20 protein-coding genes are annotated in these 17,000 nt (G+C 70.3%); 6 read left to right on the forward strand and 14 right to left on the reverse strand.

The annotated features are described in order from the left end of the window. The coding region (locus tag ACIBH1_RS00005) for a transposase (RefSeq protein WP_397311306.1) at nt 1-207 on the forward strand (207 nt) is incomplete at its 5' end. A gap of 171 nt (nt 208-378) precedes the next feature. Next, on the forward strand, nt 379-759 hold the full coding sequence (locus ACIBH1_RS00010) for a VOC family protein (protein ID WP_397311307.1): 381 nt from the start codon (nt 379-381) through the stop codon (nt 757-759). On the opposite strand, the gene ACIBH1_RS00015 is transcribed toward ACIBH1_RS00010, so the two are convergent. From ACIBH1_RS00015 to ACIBH1_RS00065, 11 genes are all read right to left on the reverse strand, one after another. Next, nucleotides 714-1,802: a serine hydrolase domain-containing protein gene (locus tag ACIBH1_RS00015; RefSeq protein WP_397311308.1), complete on the reverse strand. Its 1,089-nt coding sequence runs from the start codon at nt 1,800-1,802 to the stop codon at nt 714-716. The genes ACIBH1_RS00010 and ACIBH1_RS00015 overlap by 46 nt on opposite strands. A 42-nt stretch (nt 1,803-1,844) precedes the next feature. Continuing rightward, nucleotides 1,845-2,600, reverse strand: coding sequence for a DUF899 domain-containing protein (locus tag ACIBH1_RS00020; protein WP_397311309.1), 756 nt, complete (start codon nt 2,598-2,600; stop codon nt 1,845-1,847). 4 nt (nt 2,601-2,604) lie between these two features. After that, nucleotides 2,605-2,934 (reverse strand): ArsR/SmtB family transcription factor, encoded by a 330-nt coding sequence (locus tag ACIBH1_RS00025; protein WP_397311310.1) that lies wholly within the window; start codon nt 2,932-2,934, stop codon nt 2,605-2,607. Beyond that, nucleotides 2,921-3,358 carry an SRPBCC domain-containing protein gene (locus ACIBH1_RS00030; protein ID WP_397311311.1) on the reverse strand — a complete coding sequence of 146 codons (438 nt, stop codon included), beginning with the start codon at nt 3,356-3,358 and terminating at the stop codon, nt 2,921-2,923. The genes ACIBH1_RS00025 and ACIBH1_RS00030 overlap by 14 nt, the downstream gene beginning before the upstream one ends. Before the next feature lie 47 nt (nt 3,359-3,405). Beyond that, entirely contained in the window at nt 3,406-7,374 is a 3,969-nt protein-coding gene (locus ACIBH1_RS00035; RefSeq protein WP_397311312.1) for a hypothetical protein, read from the reverse strand. 104 nt (nt 7,375-7,478) lie between these two features. Further along, entirely contained in the window at nt 7,479-8,069 is a 591-nt protein-coding gene (locus ACIBH1_RS00040) for a dihydrofolate reductase family protein (protein ID WP_397311313.1), read from the reverse strand. Then, on the reverse strand, nt 8,066-8,890 hold the full coding sequence (locus ACIBH1_RS00045; RefSeq protein WP_397311314.1) for a metalloregulator ArsR/SmtB family transcription factor: 825 nt from the start codon (nt 8,888-8,890) through the stop codon (nt 8,066-8,068). The genes ACIBH1_RS00040 and ACIBH1_RS00045 overlap by 4 nt, the downstream gene beginning before the upstream one ends. A 45-nt stretch (nt 8,891-8,935) precedes the next feature. Beyond that, entirely contained in the window at nt 8,936-9,730 is a 795-nt protein-coding gene (locus ACIBH1_RS00050; RefSeq protein ID WP_397311315.1) for an SDR family NAD(P)-dependent oxidoreductase, read from the reverse strand. 28 nt (nt 9,731-9,758) lie between these two features. Continuing rightward, nucleotides 9,759-10,196: an SRPBCC family protein gene (locus ACIBH1_RS00055; RefSeq protein WP_397311316.1), complete on the reverse strand. Its 438-nt coding sequence runs from the start codon at nt 10,194-10,196 to the stop codon at nt 9,759-9,761. A 14-nt stretch (nt 10,197-10,210) separates the two neighbouring features. Then, entirely contained in the window at nt 10,211-11,101 is an 891-nt protein-coding gene (locus ACIBH1_RS00060; protein ID WP_397311317.1) for a LysR family transcriptional regulator, read from the reverse strand. A 48-nt stretch (nt 11,102-11,149) separates the two neighbouring features. Next, nucleotides 11,150-11,815: an alpha/beta fold hydrolase gene (locus ACIBH1_RS00065; RefSeq protein WP_397311318.1), complete on the reverse strand. Its 666-nt coding sequence runs from the start codon at nt 11,813-11,815 to the stop codon at nt 11,150-11,152. A 38-nt stretch (nt 11,816-11,853) separates the two neighbouring features. Here ACIBH1_RS00065 and ACIBH1_RS00070 point away from each other — a divergent pair, with 38 nt between their 5' ends. The 3 genes from ACIBH1_RS00070 to ACIBH1_RS00080 are packed head-to-tail and all read left to right on the forward strand — an operon-like array spanning nt 11,854 to nt 13,834. Then, nucleotides 11,854-12,414 carry a hypothetical protein gene (locus tag ACIBH1_RS00070; protein ID WP_397311319.1) on the forward strand — a complete coding sequence of 187 codons (561 nt, stop codon included), beginning with the start codon at nt 11,854-11,856 and terminating at the stop codon, nt 12,412-12,414. Between the two features lie 3 nt (nt 12,415-12,417). Next, entirely contained in the window at nt 12,418-13,176 is a 759-nt protein-coding gene (locus ACIBH1_RS00075; protein ID WP_397311320.1) for a class I SAM-dependent methyltransferase, read from the forward strand. 34 nt (nt 13,177-13,210) lie between these two features. Then, nucleotides 13,211-13,834 carry a LysE family translocator gene (locus tag ACIBH1_RS00080; RefSeq protein ID WP_181615699.1) on the forward strand — a complete coding sequence of 208 codons (624 nt, stop codon included), beginning with the start codon at nt 13,211-13,213 and terminating at the stop codon, nt 13,832-13,834. A 29-nt stretch (nt 13,835-13,863) separates the two neighbouring features. On the opposite strand, the gene ACIBH1_RS00085 is transcribed toward ACIBH1_RS00080, so the two are convergent. Next, complete coding sequence (locus ACIBH1_RS00085; protein ID WP_397311321.1) at nt 13,864-14,673, reverse strand: nitroreductase/quinone reductase family protein; 810 nt, start codon at nt 14,671-14,673, stop codon at nt 13,864-13,866. 153 nt (nt 14,674-14,826) lie between these two features. Here ACIBH1_RS00085 and ACIBH1_RS00090 point away from each other — a divergent pair, with 153 nt between their 5' ends. Next, on the forward strand, nt 14,827-15,747 hold the full coding sequence (locus ACIBH1_RS00090; RefSeq protein ID WP_397311322.1) for a DNA polymerase domain-containing protein: 921 nt from the start codon (nt 14,827-14,829) through the stop codon (nt 15,745-15,747). On the opposite strand, the gene ACIBH1_RS00095 is transcribed toward ACIBH1_RS00090, so the two are convergent. Both ACIBH1_RS00095 and ACIBH1_RS00100 read right to left on the reverse strand, forming a co-directional pair. Further along, nucleotides 15,744-16,205 carry a potassium channel family protein gene (locus tag ACIBH1_RS00095; RefSeq protein ID WP_397311323.1) on the reverse strand — a complete coding sequence of 154 codons (462 nt, stop codon included), beginning with the start codon at nt 16,203-16,205 and terminating at the stop codon, nt 15,744-15,746. The two genes, ACIBH1_RS00090 and ACIBH1_RS00095, sit on opposite strands and share 4 nt — an antisense overlap. 191 nt (nt 16,206-16,396) lie before the next feature. Next, nucleotides 16,397-16,960 (reverse strand): TetR/AcrR family transcriptional regulator, encoded by a 564-nt coding sequence (locus tag ACIBH1_RS00100; protein WP_397311324.1) that lies wholly within the window; start codon nt 16,958-16,960, stop codon nt 16,397-16,399. Between the last annotated feature and the right edge of the window lie 40 nt (nt 16,961-17,000).

Consider the following 17,000-nt stretch of genomic DNA (forward strand, 5'->3'; position numbering starts at 1 on the left):
CAGATCCGGCCACTGATCGCCCGCCGCGGCACCGCACATGGCTCCGGCCTTGGCAAACACCGCTACGTCGTCGAGCAGACCTTCGCCCTCCTGCACGCCTTCCGACGTTTGCGAATCCGCTGGGAGGTCCGCGACGACATCCACGAGGCCTTCCTCAAGCTTGCGTGCGCCCTCATCTGCTGGCGACGCCTGACCTCATTGCGTTAGGAGCTCTAAGCCCCGTCCTGCAGCCTGAGGCGAGGGTCGTACTCGGTCACTCTGAATCGATGCTCCAACACGATCTCCATCTCCGAAGTACGATCATGACCGGTGGTCGGCCCTTTGATCGCGAACGTGCCTCCGCGCCCGGCTCGACCGAAACTCGACGGATGGACCCCCATGAAGATCAGACACCGAATGATCGTCCTGGATGCGGCCGACATCGACGCCGTGAGCGCCTTCTGGGCCGCCCTGCTGGGCGGCACCGTCGAGCCGGGTGAGCGGTGGCACAACATCTGGGTCGACGGCACCTGGCAGTTGGGCGTGCAGCTCGCGCCCGGCCATGTGCCGCCCGTCTGGCCCGACGGCGCCCCCCAGCAGATCCACCTCGACTTCTACGTCGACGACTTCGACGAGGCGCATGAGCAGGTGATCGCGCTGGGCGGTCGCCTGCTCAAGGCGGCCGAGGACCGCGAGGCGGTCTACGGGGTGCAGGTGTACGCCGACCCGGCCGGTCACCCGTTCTGCCTGTGCTGGCTGCCGGCCGCCACGCCGTCGTAGGCGGCCATGACGATCGCGAGGCCTCGCGAGTAGCCGTCCTCCCACAGGATCTGGTTCATGACGTACGACACCGTCATGCGAAGGTCGAGGTCGACCAGGACCAGCGATCCTCCCCAGCCGCCCCATGAGCAGGTGCGGCCCTCCACCCGGTAGCCGAGGCCCCACCGGATCGGGGTGCCCAGGAGGCGGTCCTCGCCGTGGAACTGCTCTTCGAGGGCCCGCTCGCAGCCGGCCGCCGACAGGAGTCGTACGCCGCGGTAGGTGCCGCCGGAGGCCAGGACGGACTGGACGACGCCGACGGAGCGGGCGTTGCCGAAGCCGCCGACGGCGGGGTTGCCGTCGCGGCGCCAGGCGGCGGTGTTGGCGTCGGACACGCCCACGGCGAAGCCTTCCGGCTTGTCGCCGTCGGGAGCGGCGAGCAGGGGTGCGACGCGGTGGTCGTGTTCCGCGGGCACCCCGATGTGGAAGTCGGCGCCCAGGGGTCCTGCGACCTCTTCGGCGAAGAACGTGCCGAGGCTGCGGCCGGTGAGGCGGCGGACGACCTCGCCGATGAGGAAGCCGTAGGTGAGCGAGTGGTAGCCCGCCGCGGTGCCCGGCTCCCATCGGGGGGTCTGGGCGGCCAGGCGTGAGGTGGCCGGCGACCAGGCGTACATGTCGGCGAGGGTGGTGGGTTCGTCCCAGTCAGGAAGGCCGGCGGTGTGGCCGAGGAGGTGACGGACCAGGACGTCGTGCTTGCCCGCGGCGGCGAACTCGGGCCAGTAGCGGGCGACGGGCGCGTCGAGGTCGAGGTCGCCGCGGTCGGCCAGGATCAGCGCGCACAGGGCGGTCATGGTCTTGGTGGTCGACCAGACGCTGGTGATCGTGTCGCGCTGCCAGGGTAAGGAGCGGGCCTCGTCGAGGTGTCCGCCCCAGATGTCGACCACCGGCTCGTCGCCGACGTGGACCGCCGCGCAGGCGCCCACGTCGTCGCCGTCGAGCGAGTCGGCCAGCGTTTCGGCCACCTTGGAGAAGCGGGGGTCGTACGTGCCGTGAATCTCTGCCATGGGGCGCACGGTAACCACGCCGCTCCCGGCGAAGCCAACGAATTATTCGTACTCGTCGGGTAGCCGCATGCCTGGACCGCCGACCTGCATCCCCAGCGGGACCGCCCGTCCGCGGGGCTCCTCCCACTCCTCCTGGCGGCCGAGCACGGTCAGGTCGAGGTAGCGGTAGCCGTTGTGGAACTCCTCGATGCCGCGCCCGTAGGTGGAGTAGGTGTGGAACACCTCGTCGCCGTCGCGGACGAAGGCGCTGATGCCCGGCCACTCCGATCCCCGCATGTCCTCCGTCCACTCGTCGCCCAGTTCGTCCTTGGTGCGAAGGTGCAGGAGGACCGGCTCGACGCGGTCGTCGAGGGTGGCGTGGAAGTCGTAGTTGAAGGCTCCGCCGTACGACGAGTACCACGGGAAGCTCCACCCCATGCGCTCCTTGAACGCGGCGAGCTTCGGGTACGGCGCCCGCGACACGGCGGCGAGCGTGGTGTTGCGGGGGTGCAGCTGCCGCAGCCCGCTGATCCCGTCGGCGGCGGAGGAGCAGCTGGAGCAGGCCACGTCCCAGTCGGGGGCGAACATGAAGTGGTGCACCACGAGCTGGGTGCGGCCTTCGAACAGGTCGAGCAGGCTCACGGTCCCGTCGGGTCCTTCGAAGCTGTACGGCTCGGCCACGCGGACCATGGGCAGCCGGCGGCGTTCGGCGTTGAGCGCGTCGCGGGCCCGGGTCAGTTCCTTCTCCTTGGCCAGCAGTTCCCTGCGGGCGGCGAGCCATTCTTCACGTGTCACCACGTCGGGCAGGTTGGTGTTCATGATCTCACCCCAATCGGTCTTGGAGGGCGGCCAGCGGGCCGTCCCAGTCGCGGGCGAGCGCGGCGAGGAACTGCTGGGCCACCTTCATGGGTCCGGAGTCCAGCCGGTAGCGGATCCGGCGTCGTTCGCCCGGCTCGGCCACCACCAGCCCCGCCTCTGCCAGCAGGGCGAGGTGTTTGGTGACGGCCTGCCGGGTGATCGGCAGTTGCGCGGCCAGATCCGTCGCCGTGGCCGGGCCGCCGGCGGAGAGCGCGGCGAGGATGGCACGGCGGGTCGGATCGGCCAGTGTGGCGAAGACCTCTTGCGCCACGGCCTCTGGGTCAGGCTCGTGCATCGAGGTATGCCACCAGCTCGCCCAGCTCGCTGGTCCAGCCCTTGGTGTTGCCGGAGAAGGCTGTCTGGTGCACGTCGGCGTCGGGCACCTGGGCGAATCCGGTCTCGACCATGGTCAGCGTGGTGCCGCCGGTCGTGGCCTCCAGGGTGAACTCGACGTAGGTGCGTCGCGGGTCGCCTTCGGGCAGGCCGTAGATCGGCCAGGTGTAGGCGAAGACGCGGGGCGGCTCGACGCGCTCGATGGTGAGCGTGGCGGTGTCGCCGCTGTCCCAGGCGAGTGTGGCCTGGCCGCCGACGCGCAGGTCGATCTCGGCGCGGTTGCCGAACCAGGTGCCCAGGCCCTCGGCGGTGGTCAGTGCCGCCCAGACCCGCTCGGGCGGGTGGGGCAGCTGGATGGTGCGCTCGATCCGGTCGGGGAATGCCATGTCCGCCTCCTGTTGCAACCATCTGGTTGCTACCCAATGTATAGCAATCAGATGGTTGCGTCAAAGGCCCGGCGGCGCTTCGGCCGGCTGAGCCGTACGGCAAGGCCGCCGAGCAGCATCAGAGCCACCGCCAGCCAGGCCGGCCACGGCGGCGCGCCCGTGTACGGCAGCAGCACCTCGTCGTCGCCCGCCGGGATGATCACGGCGGGCGGCTGCGGCCGTGGTGCGGGCGGGGTGGGCGTCGGGGTCGGCGTGGGTGTGGGCTCCGGGCCCGGCTGCCAGCGCTTGGTGGCCGACACGGGAGCCAGGTCGGACACGGTGGCCAGCTCGTTGCCGTACTCGTCGGAGGTGATGACGCCGTCGCCGTTGACGTCGTTCCCGATGATCCCGTCGTCGTCGCGGTCGACGAAGAGGGTCACCCCGGTCACGGTGAGCACGCCGGTCGAGGCCACCGCGGACGTCACCGTGATCCGGCAGACGCCGTCCCGCGTGCCGGGGGAGGCGCAGGTGTCGCTGACGACGCTGCTGGAGCCCGCGGGCGAAGGCGCCCAGGTCGTGGTCAGGGTGGCGTCGTCGGGCACGGGCTCCCAGGTGCTCCCGTCGGCCGTGCGCTCGACGGTGGCCGTGAAGACGTGCGGTTCGCCGACGTCGTTGACGGCGTCGGGGCTGAGCCGTACGCGGACGTCCCACCAGGTCTTGGCCGCCTGCACGTCGGCGGGCCGCAGGTTGAAGACCATGCCGGGCGCGCCGTCGGGGTGGTCGGGATCGAAGATCGGGACGGTCCCGAAGTTCGTGCCCGCGATGCGCAGGTCGTGAAGCCGCTCGAGCTCGATGGTGAGCGTGCCGGGCGACTGGCGCACGTAGACGAGCGTGCAGTCGCCGAGCGCGCCCGTGCCTGTCGAGCAGGTGCTGGCGGCCTCGTCGAAGGTCGCGGAGCCGGAGACCACCCTGGCCTCGACCCTGGCGCCGCTCACCGGCGCGGGGCCGGGCGCCGGGCCCGCCGGGCCGCCGAACCCGGTGACGCGGACGGTGATGACGTGCCGTTCGCCGACCAGGTTGTTCGCGCTCTGCGGCAGCAGGGCGACCGTGAAGCCGACCCACGTCTTGGTGGGCGGCGAGGGAGGTACGGCCAGCGACGCGGAGGCCCAGGCGTCCGTCGTGGAGACCGACAACGTGACGCCGTCGGACACCGGGACGTCGCGCAGGCCGGTGACCGTGATCCGTCCGGTGCCGAGCGTGTCGGATCTGACCACGACCTCGCAGGTGCCCGCCGAGCTGAGCGAGCAGGAGCCGGCCGGGTCGATGGTCAGGTCGTCGGAGGTGGGCACCCAGTCGTAGGTCAGCGTGCCGCCCCTGACCGGCTGTGCCGCCGCCGAGCCGACCTTCTGCGTCACGGTGAAGGTGAAGGTGTGCTCGCGGCGGATCAGGTTGACCGCCTCGGGACGGTCGACCGAGACGTCGAAGGAGACCCAGGTCTTGGTCAGGACGGGGGCGGACCCTATGAGGGCCGGCTGGCCGTACTCGATGCGGGATTCGGTGGTGACGCCCTCGCCCCTGTCGAGGAAGACGGAGATCCCGGTGACCGTGAGCGTGCCCTCGTCGGCGGCCGGGGAGGTGACCGTCACCTGGCAGGTCCCTGGGTCGCCGACCACGCACTGGTAGGCCTGCCCGCCGAGCGAGGTGACGTTCGGCCCCGTCGCCTGGCCCGGACCGTCCCAGGTGAAGCGGATGATCGACCCGGCCTGCAGCGGGCCCTGGCCGGACGGGTTGCCGGCGGCGTCGGTCGCGGCGAACTGGATGCCGGACAGCGTGAACGTGTGGTCCTGGCCGGCGAGGTTGACGCCGGAGGCCGCGCCGTCGACCCGGTAGGCGCGGAACCGTTTCTGCGAGGTGGTCGGCGGCGTGAAGGTGACGTCGAACGGGTCGGGCAGGCCGCGGCCCTCGATCGCGATCACGCCGGCTTCCATGGCCGTGACGGTCACGGTGCACTGCCCGTCGGCGTTGGTGCCGGCCAGGCAGCCGTTGACCACGGTGTAGTCGTCGAGGTCGCCCTGCGGGACGATCGCCAGGTCGGGGACGATGCCCACGACCGGCTCCTCCGCCCCGCCCGCGCCCACCTGGGTCACGGTGACGACGAAGTCGTGCGGCTCGCCCACGGCGTTGACCGCTGGACCGCTGATGTCGATCCTGGCCTGGGTGAAGGTGTTGGTGACCGTGCAGGTCACGTCGATCGTCCTGAGCGTGTTGGCCCTGTCGCCCTCGTCGACCGTGGGGATGGACACCTGGGGAGCGGTCGACAGCACCGTGCCGTTGCCGTCCACGCACCGCCAGGTGGCGCGGTAGCCGGGCACCGTGGTCTCGGCCAGGCCGTACACGCCCCGTTTCACCTGCCGGTCGGTCACGGCGGGTGTGCCGGTCGTGCCCGACACGGCGCCGCCGCCGTCCATCACGCCCGGGTCGCCCGCCTCGCCCGACTGGAACGTGGCGGTCAGCTCGAAGTCGGAGGCGGCCGGAGGGGTGTCGGGGTCTCCCGTGCTGTCCACGACCTTGACCAGGGTGAGCTCGGCGGGCGAGGCCCTGTTGACGATGCGGCAGACGGCGCGGCTCGTCGCGGTGATCACCACGGTCGTGGTGGGGCCGCTCCCGCAGTCCCAGGTGGTGCCGTCGAGGTAGGAGACGGGCGGCGGGTTGGCGGGATCCTGCTGCTCCGAGAGCGTGTAGGCGCCCGGTCCCACCACGGTGGTGACGCCCGTCGTCGAGCCTTTGACCTGCACGTTCTGCGGGCCGCTCGCGCGCAGGAGCCACATGTCGGGGGTGGCGGGCGGGTTGGGCCTGGCGGTGTCGTCGACCTCCTTGATCAGCGTCAGCGACGGCGCGCGGTTCGTGATCGTGCAGGTGGCCGAGGGCTCCGAGGCGGGCACGTACGCCGGGGGCACGACGGGCAGCCTGTCGCCCGTCGGCACCCCGTCGCTCACGAGGGTGACGGTGACCGGGGTCGCCGAGGTCAGCCCGTAGGCCTGGCAGACGATCGACTGCAGCGTCCACGGCGCGGGCGGGCCCGACTCGGTCAGCGAGTAATCGGGAGCGGCCAGCACCTGGTTGATGGTGGTGGAGGGACTGCCGGGGACCGTCAGCGTCGCGTTGTACGACGCCGCTCCCGACGATTCCGCCAGCGTCACGTCGAAGGCGGCGCTCGGGTCGGGCGACTCCGGCGAGGTCTGCTTGGTGATCCGCACCATCGAGCAGGTGTTGATGGCCAGGCTGGGGCGGAAGCCGACGTAGTCCTGCAGCTTCGCGCTGTCGCTGTTGCCCGTCTGCGTGAAGGCGTAACTGGCGGTGAAACGCTGGCAGGGCGTCTCCTCCATGATGATCCCCGCCGCGGTGAGGTCGAGGGCGAACTCACCGAACGCGGCGGGCGACGGCGACGAGACCGCCGCCTGGAACCCGGCCGCCTGCGGCACCTGGTTCCATCCGCTTCCCGTGTAGGAACGGACGTAGGCGGTGGTCGCGCCGGTGTTCGACTGGTAGTCGAAGCGGATCAGGCGCACGTCCGCGTTGCTCGTGGCGCTCGCCGGAACGATCGGGATGTAGAAGCTCACCTGCCCGGTCTCACCGGGGTTCCTGCGCCACGCGCCGTACAGGACGTAGTGCAGCTCATCGCCCACCTGGACCGCCTCCCAGGCGGCGTAGGCGTTGCAGAGGTCGGTCTTGCCCGGCAGGTTGTCGTCCTGCGTGACGACGGGGCGCAGCACGTTCAGGTCATTCAGGCTGCTGTCGCCCAGCGTGTCGTCGTCCCTGCCCGTGCACGGCTCGTTGTCGTTGCGTGTGGAGCCCTTGATGGCGGTCGCGGCGTTGTCCCAGTCGACGCCCGCGCCCGGCCGGGTGCCGTCGACGGTCATATTGCCGTCGATCTCGAAGTCGGTCAGCCCGCCGAGGGCCGCGTCGGCCATTGGGGTGTGAACCGCGATCGAGAGGGCGCATGCGGTGAAGATGGCGATCCATCTGGACGGGCGCATATGTCTCCAGAGCCGAGCAAGATCGTAAATGCTCGGAGCACCGTAACAATGCGGACCAACTCCGGAGAGAGCACCATGCGGGGCATAGACCGAATATTTGCCGATCAGCGACGGCGGTCGTAGACCAGGGCGATCTCGCCGAGCTTGCCGACCTCCTGGTGGGCGAGGGTCCACGAGGTGGACGGCAGGCCGTCCTCGAACAGGCGCTGACCCCCGCCGGTGATCTCGGGGAAGATCATCAGGTAGAGCCGGTCGATCAGGTCCGCCGCCAGCAGCGGCTTGATGACGCTCGCGCTGCTGTTGACGAGGATGTCGCCCTCGCCCGCGGCCTTCAGCTCGGTGACCACGTCGGCGGCGGGGGCGTTGACGACGCGGGTGCGCTCCCAGGGCGCCTCGCTCAGGGTCGTCGACAGGACCACCTTCTCGGAGCCGACGAGCCACTGCGCGTAGCCGCGGTCGCGCGCGTCGGCGCCGGGGTCGACGGCGACCTGCGACCAGTAGCCCATGAAGCCTTCCGCGTTGAGGCGGCCCAGGACGGCGGTGGTGGCCTGCTCGTGCAGGCGGGTCATGTGGTCGCGGGCGACGTCGGAGGTGACGTACGGCATGAAGGCCGAGAAGTCGCCGGGGCCGCCCGGCCCGTTGTAGTGGCCGTCGAGGCTGAGGTTGAGGTTGGCGGTCACCGTACGGCTGGTCATGGCGTGCTCCTTGTGTCAGAGGTGGCGAGCTGGGTGGTGAGCTTGTCGAGGCTCTGCCCGAAGCCGATCTCGATGCCGGCGACGAAGTCGGCGGAGTCGACGGTGCTGTCGGTGATCCGGTAGCGGACCTCGAGCTCCGTGCCGGCCCCGGAGGGGTGCAGGGTGAAGGTCAGGTGCGAGGTGAAGGCCACGCTGCCGTCGGGGAGCAGCGGGGACAGGCGATAGGCCAGGCGGCGGCCTGGATCGGCCTCGTCGACCGTGCCCTCGGCCAGGCCGGCGATCTGGTCGGTGCCGTCGACGTCTTCGCGGTCGCGGTACTCGTGGACGATCCGGCCGCCTGGGTGCGCCTGGAAGGTGAGCTTCGAGATGCGCAGGTCGTCGGGGGCCCACCAGCGGGCGAGCAGGGGCGTCTCGGTGAGGTGACGCCAGACCACGTCGGGGGAGGCGTTCAGGGATCTGGCGAAGTGGAAGGTGCGCCCGTCGGCCCAGCCGCTCTCCTCGGCGGCCAGGCGTTCGGCCTCCATGGTGAGGCCGTAGCGGTCGAAGGTCTCGCGGGGTGCTCCGCCCTGGTCGGCGAGGGTGACAAGGGCGGCGGCCAGGGCGCGGAGCGGTTCGGTGCGCAGCGCGTAGATGCGTCGCTGGCCGGTGCGCTGCGAGATGACGATGCCGGCGCGTTCGAGGGTCTGCAGGTGCTTGGTGGTCTGCGGCTGGCGTGCCTCGGCGAGCTGGGCCAGGACGCCGACCGGGCGGGGGCGCTCGGCCAGCAGGGTGACGAGCCGCCATCGTGCCGGGTCGGCCAGGGCGGCGAGGATCTCCTCCATGCGCTTAAGTATTCATGATGGAGAATATTCGTGTCAAGGAATAACTTAGGGCAGGATCGAGTCCACGTAGCCCCCGTCGACGCGCAGAGCGCCGCCCGTGGTCGCCGACGCCTGCGGGGAGCTGAGATACACGACCATGTTGGCGATCTCCTCGGGCTCGATCAGCCGCTGCAACAACGACTGCGGCCGGTGCTCCCTCATGAACGCCCGCTGCGCCTCCTCCCACGGAAGGTCGCGGTCGACGAGCTCGTAGACGAAATCCTCGACCCCGCCCGTGTGGGTCGGCCCGGCCAGCACGGAGTTGACCGTGACCCCGGTCCCCGCCGCCTCCTTGGCGAAACCGCGCGAGACGGCCAGCAGCGAGGTCTTGGTCATGCCGTAATGGATCATCTCGGCCGGGATCGCCACGGCCGAGTCGCTCGCGATGAACTGCACCCGCCCGAACCCGCGCGCCATCATGCCCGGCAGGTACGCGCGGGTGAGCCTGATCCCGGCCAGGACGTTGACCTCGAAGTAGCGCCGCCACTCCGCGTCGTCGATCTCCAGGGCGGGACGCGAGCCGAAGATGCCCAGATTGTTGACGAGGATGTCGACGTCCGGCAGCGCCGACACGGCGGCCGCCGCGCCCTCCTCGGTGGACAGGTCCGCGGCCACCGGGATGATCCGGGCACCCGGCACCTCGCTGGTCAGCCGGGCCGCGGCCGCCGCGGTGGAGTCCTCGCGGCGGCCGTTGAGCCCGACCCGGGCGCCGGCGCGGGCCAGGCCCGCGGCGATCGCGGCGCCGATGCCCTGGGTGGAGCCGGTGACCAGCGCGGTCCTGTCCTTGAGATCGATGAGCATGAGCGGGTACATACCCGCTGAACAGGTGCTACACCGACGGCTGCGCCTCCACGCGCTGCTTGAGCGCGGCGTTGAGCCGCTCGAAGTTGCGCTCCGTGCCCTCGATCATCTTGCCGAGGAACGGCACCAGCAGCCCCTTGAACGTCTCGCTCTGCACGACCCGTGTGCCCCCGTCGACCGGCGTCAGCACGAACTCGTGCGCCCCGTCGAAGACGCCGGGCACGATCAGGTGGCCGAGCCAGCGCAACCTGCTGCCGGGTTCGGCCTGCAGGACCTTCGGCCGGAACGTCATCGGCTTGCCGTTCTCGGGGTGCATGCGCAACGTCAGCGTGCTCCCCACCCTGGCCTCGCCCGCGCCCTGCTGGATGAACGGGTTCCACGCCTGATAGCCGGCGAAATCGACGAGAACGGCCCAGACCTGCTCAGGCGTCGCCTGGATGTCGATGGATGTACTGATGTGACGCACGTGATCAATCCTTCTCAAAGAGTCAGCGGCCCATGCTCTCGTACGGCATCGGCGAACCCGTGCACCAGGCCCCCCGGATCGGCGTCGGCCCGCCAGACCAGGGCCCAGTGAGCCAGGGGAGCGTCGTGAACCGGCACGTAGACGATGTCGGGCCGGGCGAAGTATCGAGCGGTCTGGGCGTGCACGAGGCACACCCCCTCGCCCGACGTGATCACCGCGAACACCTCGAGCAGATCGTGGACCTGCGGCCCGGTGCGGATGAGCCTGCCGCTGGGAGTGTGGACCGGCAGCAGGGCCTCGCGCCAGTAGCGCGGCATCGAGGCGTCGACGACGATCTCGTCGGCGAGCACCTCCAGCGACACCGACTCCTCGGCGGCGAGCCGATGGCCGGCGGGCACGATCAGCACGATCGGCTCGGTGAACATGACCGGCCCGACCACCAGATCGCCCTCCTGGACGGGTAGCCACAACACCGCGAGGTCGACCTCGCCCCTGCGCAGCGGACCGAACGGGTCGCCGAAGGCCATGCTGCGGATCTGGAGGTCAGCCTGGGGGTGGCGGCCGGCGAACAGGTCGAGGACGGGGCGCAGATCGCGGGCGATGCCGCCGCCGATCATGCCCAGCCGCAGGGACTCGCGCTTGTCGCGGGCGGCGAGCGCCGCCCGGTCGATGCTGTCCTTGAGCGCCTGGTAGGCCTGCGTGAGGTCGCGTCGCAGCTGCTCGCCCAGGGGCGTCAGCCGGACGGAACGGCTGGTCCTGTGGAAGAGCTCGGCGCCTACCGCGCGCTCCTGCTTCTTGATCGCCTGGCTGATGCGGGCGCTGGTCACGTGCAGGCGCTCTGCCGTACGCCCGAAGTGGAGCTCCTCGCAGAGGGTCAGGAAGATCTCGATATCGCGGATTTCCACGCTGGCTCCATGACCCGAAAACGCACTGTTTCGGCAGATGGTACCGAATTACTCCAGGTAGCCGGTCAGCATGTCCGCCAGCTCCTTCGGGCGGCTGAGCGCCACGCAGTGGCTGCCGGGGATCTCGTCGGCCACCAGCCCGAGCCGGTCGTGGGCGAGCTTCCTGAAGAAGGCGGCGGGGAAGAACCGGTCGTCGCGGCACAGGATGAAGCGGGTCTCGACCGACGGCCAGGCCGGCAGCGGCCAGGGCTGCTCGCCGGCGCGCGACACCTCGGGACGCCCGTGCGCCAGACCCGCCTCGGCCAGCTCGCGCGGGACGTCGTGGTAGTAGGCCTCGAACGGGTCGTCGATGCCCGACAGGCCCGCCTCCTGCCTGGCCCGCACGCACCCGGTGCTCTCCCACCAGTCGTCGGGGCGCTCGCCCGGCGAAGGGATCATCCCGGCGAGCAGCACCAGCAGACGCGAGGACAGGCGGTCGGCCACGAGCGGCGCGGTGAAGGCGCCGTAGGAGTGGCCGACGACCACGATCTCGCCCGCGCGGTCGCCGACGGCCCTGACGACCGAGTCGGTGTAGACGCCGAGATCGGCATCGGGGTCGTCGGAGGGCAGGTCGGGGGCGACCGTGTCGTGCCCGCGCGCCCGCAGCTCCTCCTCGAGGAGATGCCAGGCCCAGCCGCTGTCGCCGCCACCGTGGATCAGCACGAAAGTCGCCATGGTCCATAGGTACAGGCCGCCACCGACAGAAACGGGTCATGATGGAAGCGGAATCGACCAGTGGAGAGGGCGCGTCCATGCTCTACGTCTTCGGCTTCGACCAGACCGGTGTGCTTCTGAGCGATCTGTACTTCGTCGACCCCAACCCCGCCAAAGGCCAGGAGGGCCCCGAACACGGGGTGCGCCTGGAGGTGCGCGAGCTTGAACGCGGCGAGCTCAAGGGATCCATCTACTCCGCCCAGCCGATCGCCGCCGGCCGGCCGATCTGGCGGGTCGACCTGCTCGAATCGGTGGACGGCAGGCCGGGCAGCTTCGACCGCACCCACCACCATCCCGAGTTCACCGCCGGCTGGGACCCGAGCGCGCGCAAGTTCGAACGCGAGCTGTCCGCCGAGCCGCTGAAGTGGCTGGCCGAGCGGCTCGACGTCCTCGACGGCCCCCTGGAGGAGCTGCCCGAGGGCGACAAGAAGGCGTTGCGCGCCGCCGCCCCCGAGATCGTCGAGGCCGCGGGACGCCTGCTCGAGCGGGTCCGCGCCGGGGAGCTCGGCGTGGCGCCCACGGACATGCCGCTGAAGGACGCCCGGGTGGGCTGGCTCTGAGCCATGACCTGGACCAGGCACGAGCCGTACGAAACGTATGTCGGCCGGTGGAGCAGGCGGCTGGCCCCGATCTTCCTCGACCGGCTGCCGGAGACGGCCGGCGCCGCCTGGTGCGACGTCGGCTGCGGGTCGGGCGCGCTCGCGCACACGATCATCGACCGCCGCGAGCCCGCGCTGGTGCTGGGCGTCGACCCGTCGCCCGGCTTCCTGCGGGGCGCCGCGCTGCGTGACGACCGGAGGTTCGCCGTCGTCGTCGGGACGGCGGGCGCGATCCCGGCCGCCTCGGGCCGGTTCGACCGGGTGGTCTCGGCGCTGGCGCTCAACTTCGTGCCCGACCCCGAGCAGGCGCTGCGCGAGATGCGGCGGGTGTGCAGGCCGGGCGCGGTGATCGGCGCCTACGTGTGGGACTACACCGACGGCATGGAGTTCATGCGCCTGTTCTGGGAGGCCGCGGCCGCGCTGGATCCCGCGGCGCCGGGCGAGGACTTCCCGATCTGCCGCCCGGGACCGCTGCGGGCACTCTTCGGTAGGGCACAGCTGAAGGACGTCGAGGTCGCCCCGATCGAGACGCCGACGGTCTTCCCCGACTTCGAGGCGTTCTGGCAGCCGTTCCTGGGCGGGGTCGGGGTGGCGCCCGCCTACGTGGCCTCGCTGCCCGAGGACCGCCGGGAGCGGCTGCGCGAAAGGTTGCGTGAGATGCTGCCCGGCGGGGTGATCGAGCTGACCGCGCGCGCCTGGGCCGTCACCGGGAGGGTGGAGTAAGGGGCGGATTTGGCCGCCCTGGGACAATGGTGGCATGCCTATCGACCCCCATTTGCTGACACTTTTCACCGTCACCACGATCATCGCGATGATCACTCCCGGTCCTGACATGTTGTTCGTGCTCGGCTGCGGGATGCGCGGCGGGGCCAGGGCCGGGTTGCTGGCCACCGCGGGCGTGGCGACCAGCGAGGCGATCCACGTCGCGGTCGCCGCCGTCGGGCTCGCGGCGCTGTTCGAGGCCGTGCCCCTCGCCTTCACCGTGGTCCGTGTCGTGGGCGCGGCCTACCTGATCTACCTCGGCGTGCAGATGATCCGCAACAGGAACGCGGTGCCCGCCGAGGTGGCCGTGACCGGGATGTCCGGACGCAAGGCCTTCCTGAGCGGCCTGATGACGAACCTGCTCAACCCCAAGATGGTGACCTTCACGATCGCGTTCCTGCCGCAGTTCATCAACCCCGCCCTGGGCCAGGTGTGGCTGCAGTTCGCGATTCTCGGCGTGATCCTCATCGTGATCGAGTTCCTGGTCGACGGCACGGTCGGCGTGCTGGCCGGGCGCATCGGGGCGTGGCTGCGCCGCCGCCAGGCCGTACGCCGCCGCATCGACGTCGCCACCGGCGGGATCTTCGTCGGCCTCGGGGTCAAGCTCGCGGTGGAGTGAGGCCCGCGGGCCCCACTCCACGTGCGCGGTCAGGCGTCCAGGATGGGGATCAGCTGCTCCTCCTCGTAGTCGAGGTGGGCCTCCAGCTCCTCGATGAGCCGGTCCACCTCGGCCAGGACGTCACCGGCGCCCTCGGCCGACAGCAGCTCCTGCAACCTGGCCAGGATCACCGAGATCTTCTCGTGCTCCTCGCTCAACCTGGCCACGACCTGCTCCAGCTCGGGATGCTGCGCCAGCAGGCCGGGGAACATGCCGTTGTCCTCCATCGTGTGATGGAAGTGCAACCCCTGGCAGGCCGTCAGGCAGTTGATACGCAGCTGCGCGCCCAGCCTCGGCCCGGAGGCGGCCAGCTCCTTGCGGACCAGGGCCAGCTCGCGGCGGATGGAGTCGTGCACGATGCGCAGCACCTCGCCGAACGAGGAGGCCTGCGGCGGCCCGCTCGACACGGTCTCGAGCACCACGACAGGCAGCTGCCGGCCGCTCTTGCGCTCGTACTCCGCCCACCCCTGATCGCTCTCCACCGCGCGGGCGAAGGCCGCGTCACGCTCCTGCCCGGTCAGGACCGTCGCCTTCGCCTGGAAGGTGAACCGGCCGGCCTCCACCGTGACCAGGGGATGGGCCACGACGTTGTGATACCAGTCGGGGTGCTTGGGCGAACCGCCCGCCGAGGCGATGACGATCAGGCGCTCGCCGCCGTCCGGCAGATAACCGAGCGGGGTCGTGTGCGACTCGCCGCTTCGCGCACCCGTGCTGGTCATCAGCAGCAGGCGCGCATCCGGGAACATGGCGACCTGGCCGCCGTTCGCGCGGAACTCATCAATGATCTGTTGGTTGAACACTCTTCTCCTCAAGTGATGTCGTCATATGACAAGGCGAGATGGAGAAGAGAGAAGGCGGGCTACGGGCCCGCCGCGCGCTCAAGCGGCGGCCGGGAACCCTGCTCGTGTATGGCCCATGGCCGACCCGGCAGTCACATCACTCACAATAGCTGAATGGGAGACGAATCGCGCGAGGGCGTCAAGCTGACCAATCTCGACGGGCCGCTCTTCGACGGCGCGGAGGCGACCAAGCGTGACCTGGTCGATTACCTCGACTCCGCGTCGTCCAGGATCCTCCCGGCGCTGCGCGACCGGCCGCTGTCGGTCATCAGGGTACGGCCCGGCCAAGAACCGTTCATGCAGAAGAACCTGCCCAAATACGCGCCCAGCTGGATCAGGTCCGTGGAGATGTGGGCCGAATCGTCCCACCGCCAGGTGACCTACGCCGTCTGCGACGACCGCCGCACCCTGCTGTGGTTCGCCAACCAGCGCGCCGTCGAATACCACCCCGCGCTGCTGAAGACCCACCTCATCCTCGACCTCGACCCGCCCGCCGACGGCGGCTTCACGCTCGCCGTACAGGCGGCCCATCTCGTACGGCAGGCGCTCGCGGACAGCGGCCTCACCGGCGCGGTCAAGACGAGCGGCGCCAAGGGCGTCCACATCTTCGTGCCCGTCGGCGACGACGTGTCATGGGAGGACCTGGCCGCGGCCACCCGCGCCGTGGCCGCCCGCGCCGAACGCATCGACCCGGCCCTCGGCACCACCGCCTTCATCAAGGAGGACCGCCACGGCAAGGTCTTCCTCGACTCCACCCGCGCCGGCGGCGCCACCATCGTCGCCGCCTACAGCCCCCGCATCCGGCCCGGCGCCCCGGTCTCCTTCCCCGTCGCATGGGAGGACCTCGACCAGGTCAGCCCGCGGGACTTCACCATCCACACCGTCAAGGACCTCACCGGCGACCCCTGGCAGGAGCAGATGCCCGCCGTGCAAGAACTGCCGCAGGACCTCATCGACGAGGGACACACGATCCCCATCGCCCGGGTGCAGGCCATGCACGAGGGCAAACGCCGCAAGCGGGCCCAGGGCGGCTAGCCCCGCCGCGTCGCGCTCACGACGATCGAGATCGCCGAGGTGACGATGATCAGGTCGAACACCATCTGGATCACGACGATCGCCCTCGCGGCCTGACCCACGGCGGTGATGTCGCCGAACCCGACCGTGCACAGGGTGGTGGTGGAGAAGTACAGCGCGTCGAGCTTCGTCTCCAGGCCGTCGAACTCGCCGGAGAGGGTGAAGTAGACGTTGGCGAAGAAGATGGTCACCAGGCTGACCAGGGTGAGGAGCACGGAGATCTGCTCGGACATGATCCTGCCCGGGCGGAGGGCGCGCTGCACCTGGCGCGTCACCAGCCACGTCAGCAGGGCCAGGCCCAGGACCATGCCGAGGATGTGGAAACCGGAGTCGGGGGAGAGGAAGTAGAGGGCTGCCAGGAGCGCCACGGCGCCGATGGTCCGCGCCCACGCCTTCAGACCAGGACTTCGCAGCAGCACGAGGGTTATCGTCGCAGGTGGGGATGCCTGGGCCAACGATGTCGCCCACGTGCGCGTGGCGGGATGCGGCGGCTCACGGCGGCTCACGGCGGCTCACGGCAGCTCACGGCGGCTTGTGGCGGCTCACGGCGGCTCACGGCTTGTGGTGGCTTGTGGCGCGGTGCAACGGCCACACTCGCCTTCACCTCGGCTCAGAGCGAGTCGAGCCACTCCTCCAACCGCCGCCCCTCGTTCCGCATCATGTGTGGCGCCCGGAACGTGTTGGTCAGCAGCGCGACCCCCTGATACGAAGCCACCAGCGCGATCGCCAGCTCGGCGGCATCCTCCCGCCCCAGCTCGGCGAACTGCCGCTCCACCCACCCCAGCAACCGCCCCATCACCAGAGCGATGGCCCGATCGAGCCCGTCCTCCCGCTTGTCCAGCTCGGCCGCCAGCGTCCCCGTGGGACACCCGAACCGGGCCGTCACCTCACTCTGGCTGACCCACCCCCGCACCAGCCCCTTCACCCGGTCACGGGGGTCAGTCAACTCGTCGAGAGCCGTGATCAGCCTGGTCAGCTCCTCGTCATGCGCTCCGATGGCCGCCTCGATGAGCTGGTCCTTGGTCTTGAAGTAGTAGTACACGTTCCCCACCGGGACATCGGCCGCGTGCGCGATGTCGGCGAGGGTGGTCTTCTCCACCCCCTGCTCGTGCAGCACCTGCGCCGCCGCGATGGCGAGCCGTTCCCGCTTGCCCGATCTCGATGAGTTAGTCACCTGACTAACTATAGCCGCCGAATCCATGCTACGGTCGTTT

Origin of the sequence: Nonomuraea sp. NPDC050663, from assembly GCF_044456985.1 — a bacterium.
Taxonomy (GTDB): domain Bacteria; phylum Actinomycetota; class Actinomycetes; order Streptosporangiales; family Streptosporangiaceae; genus Nonomuraea.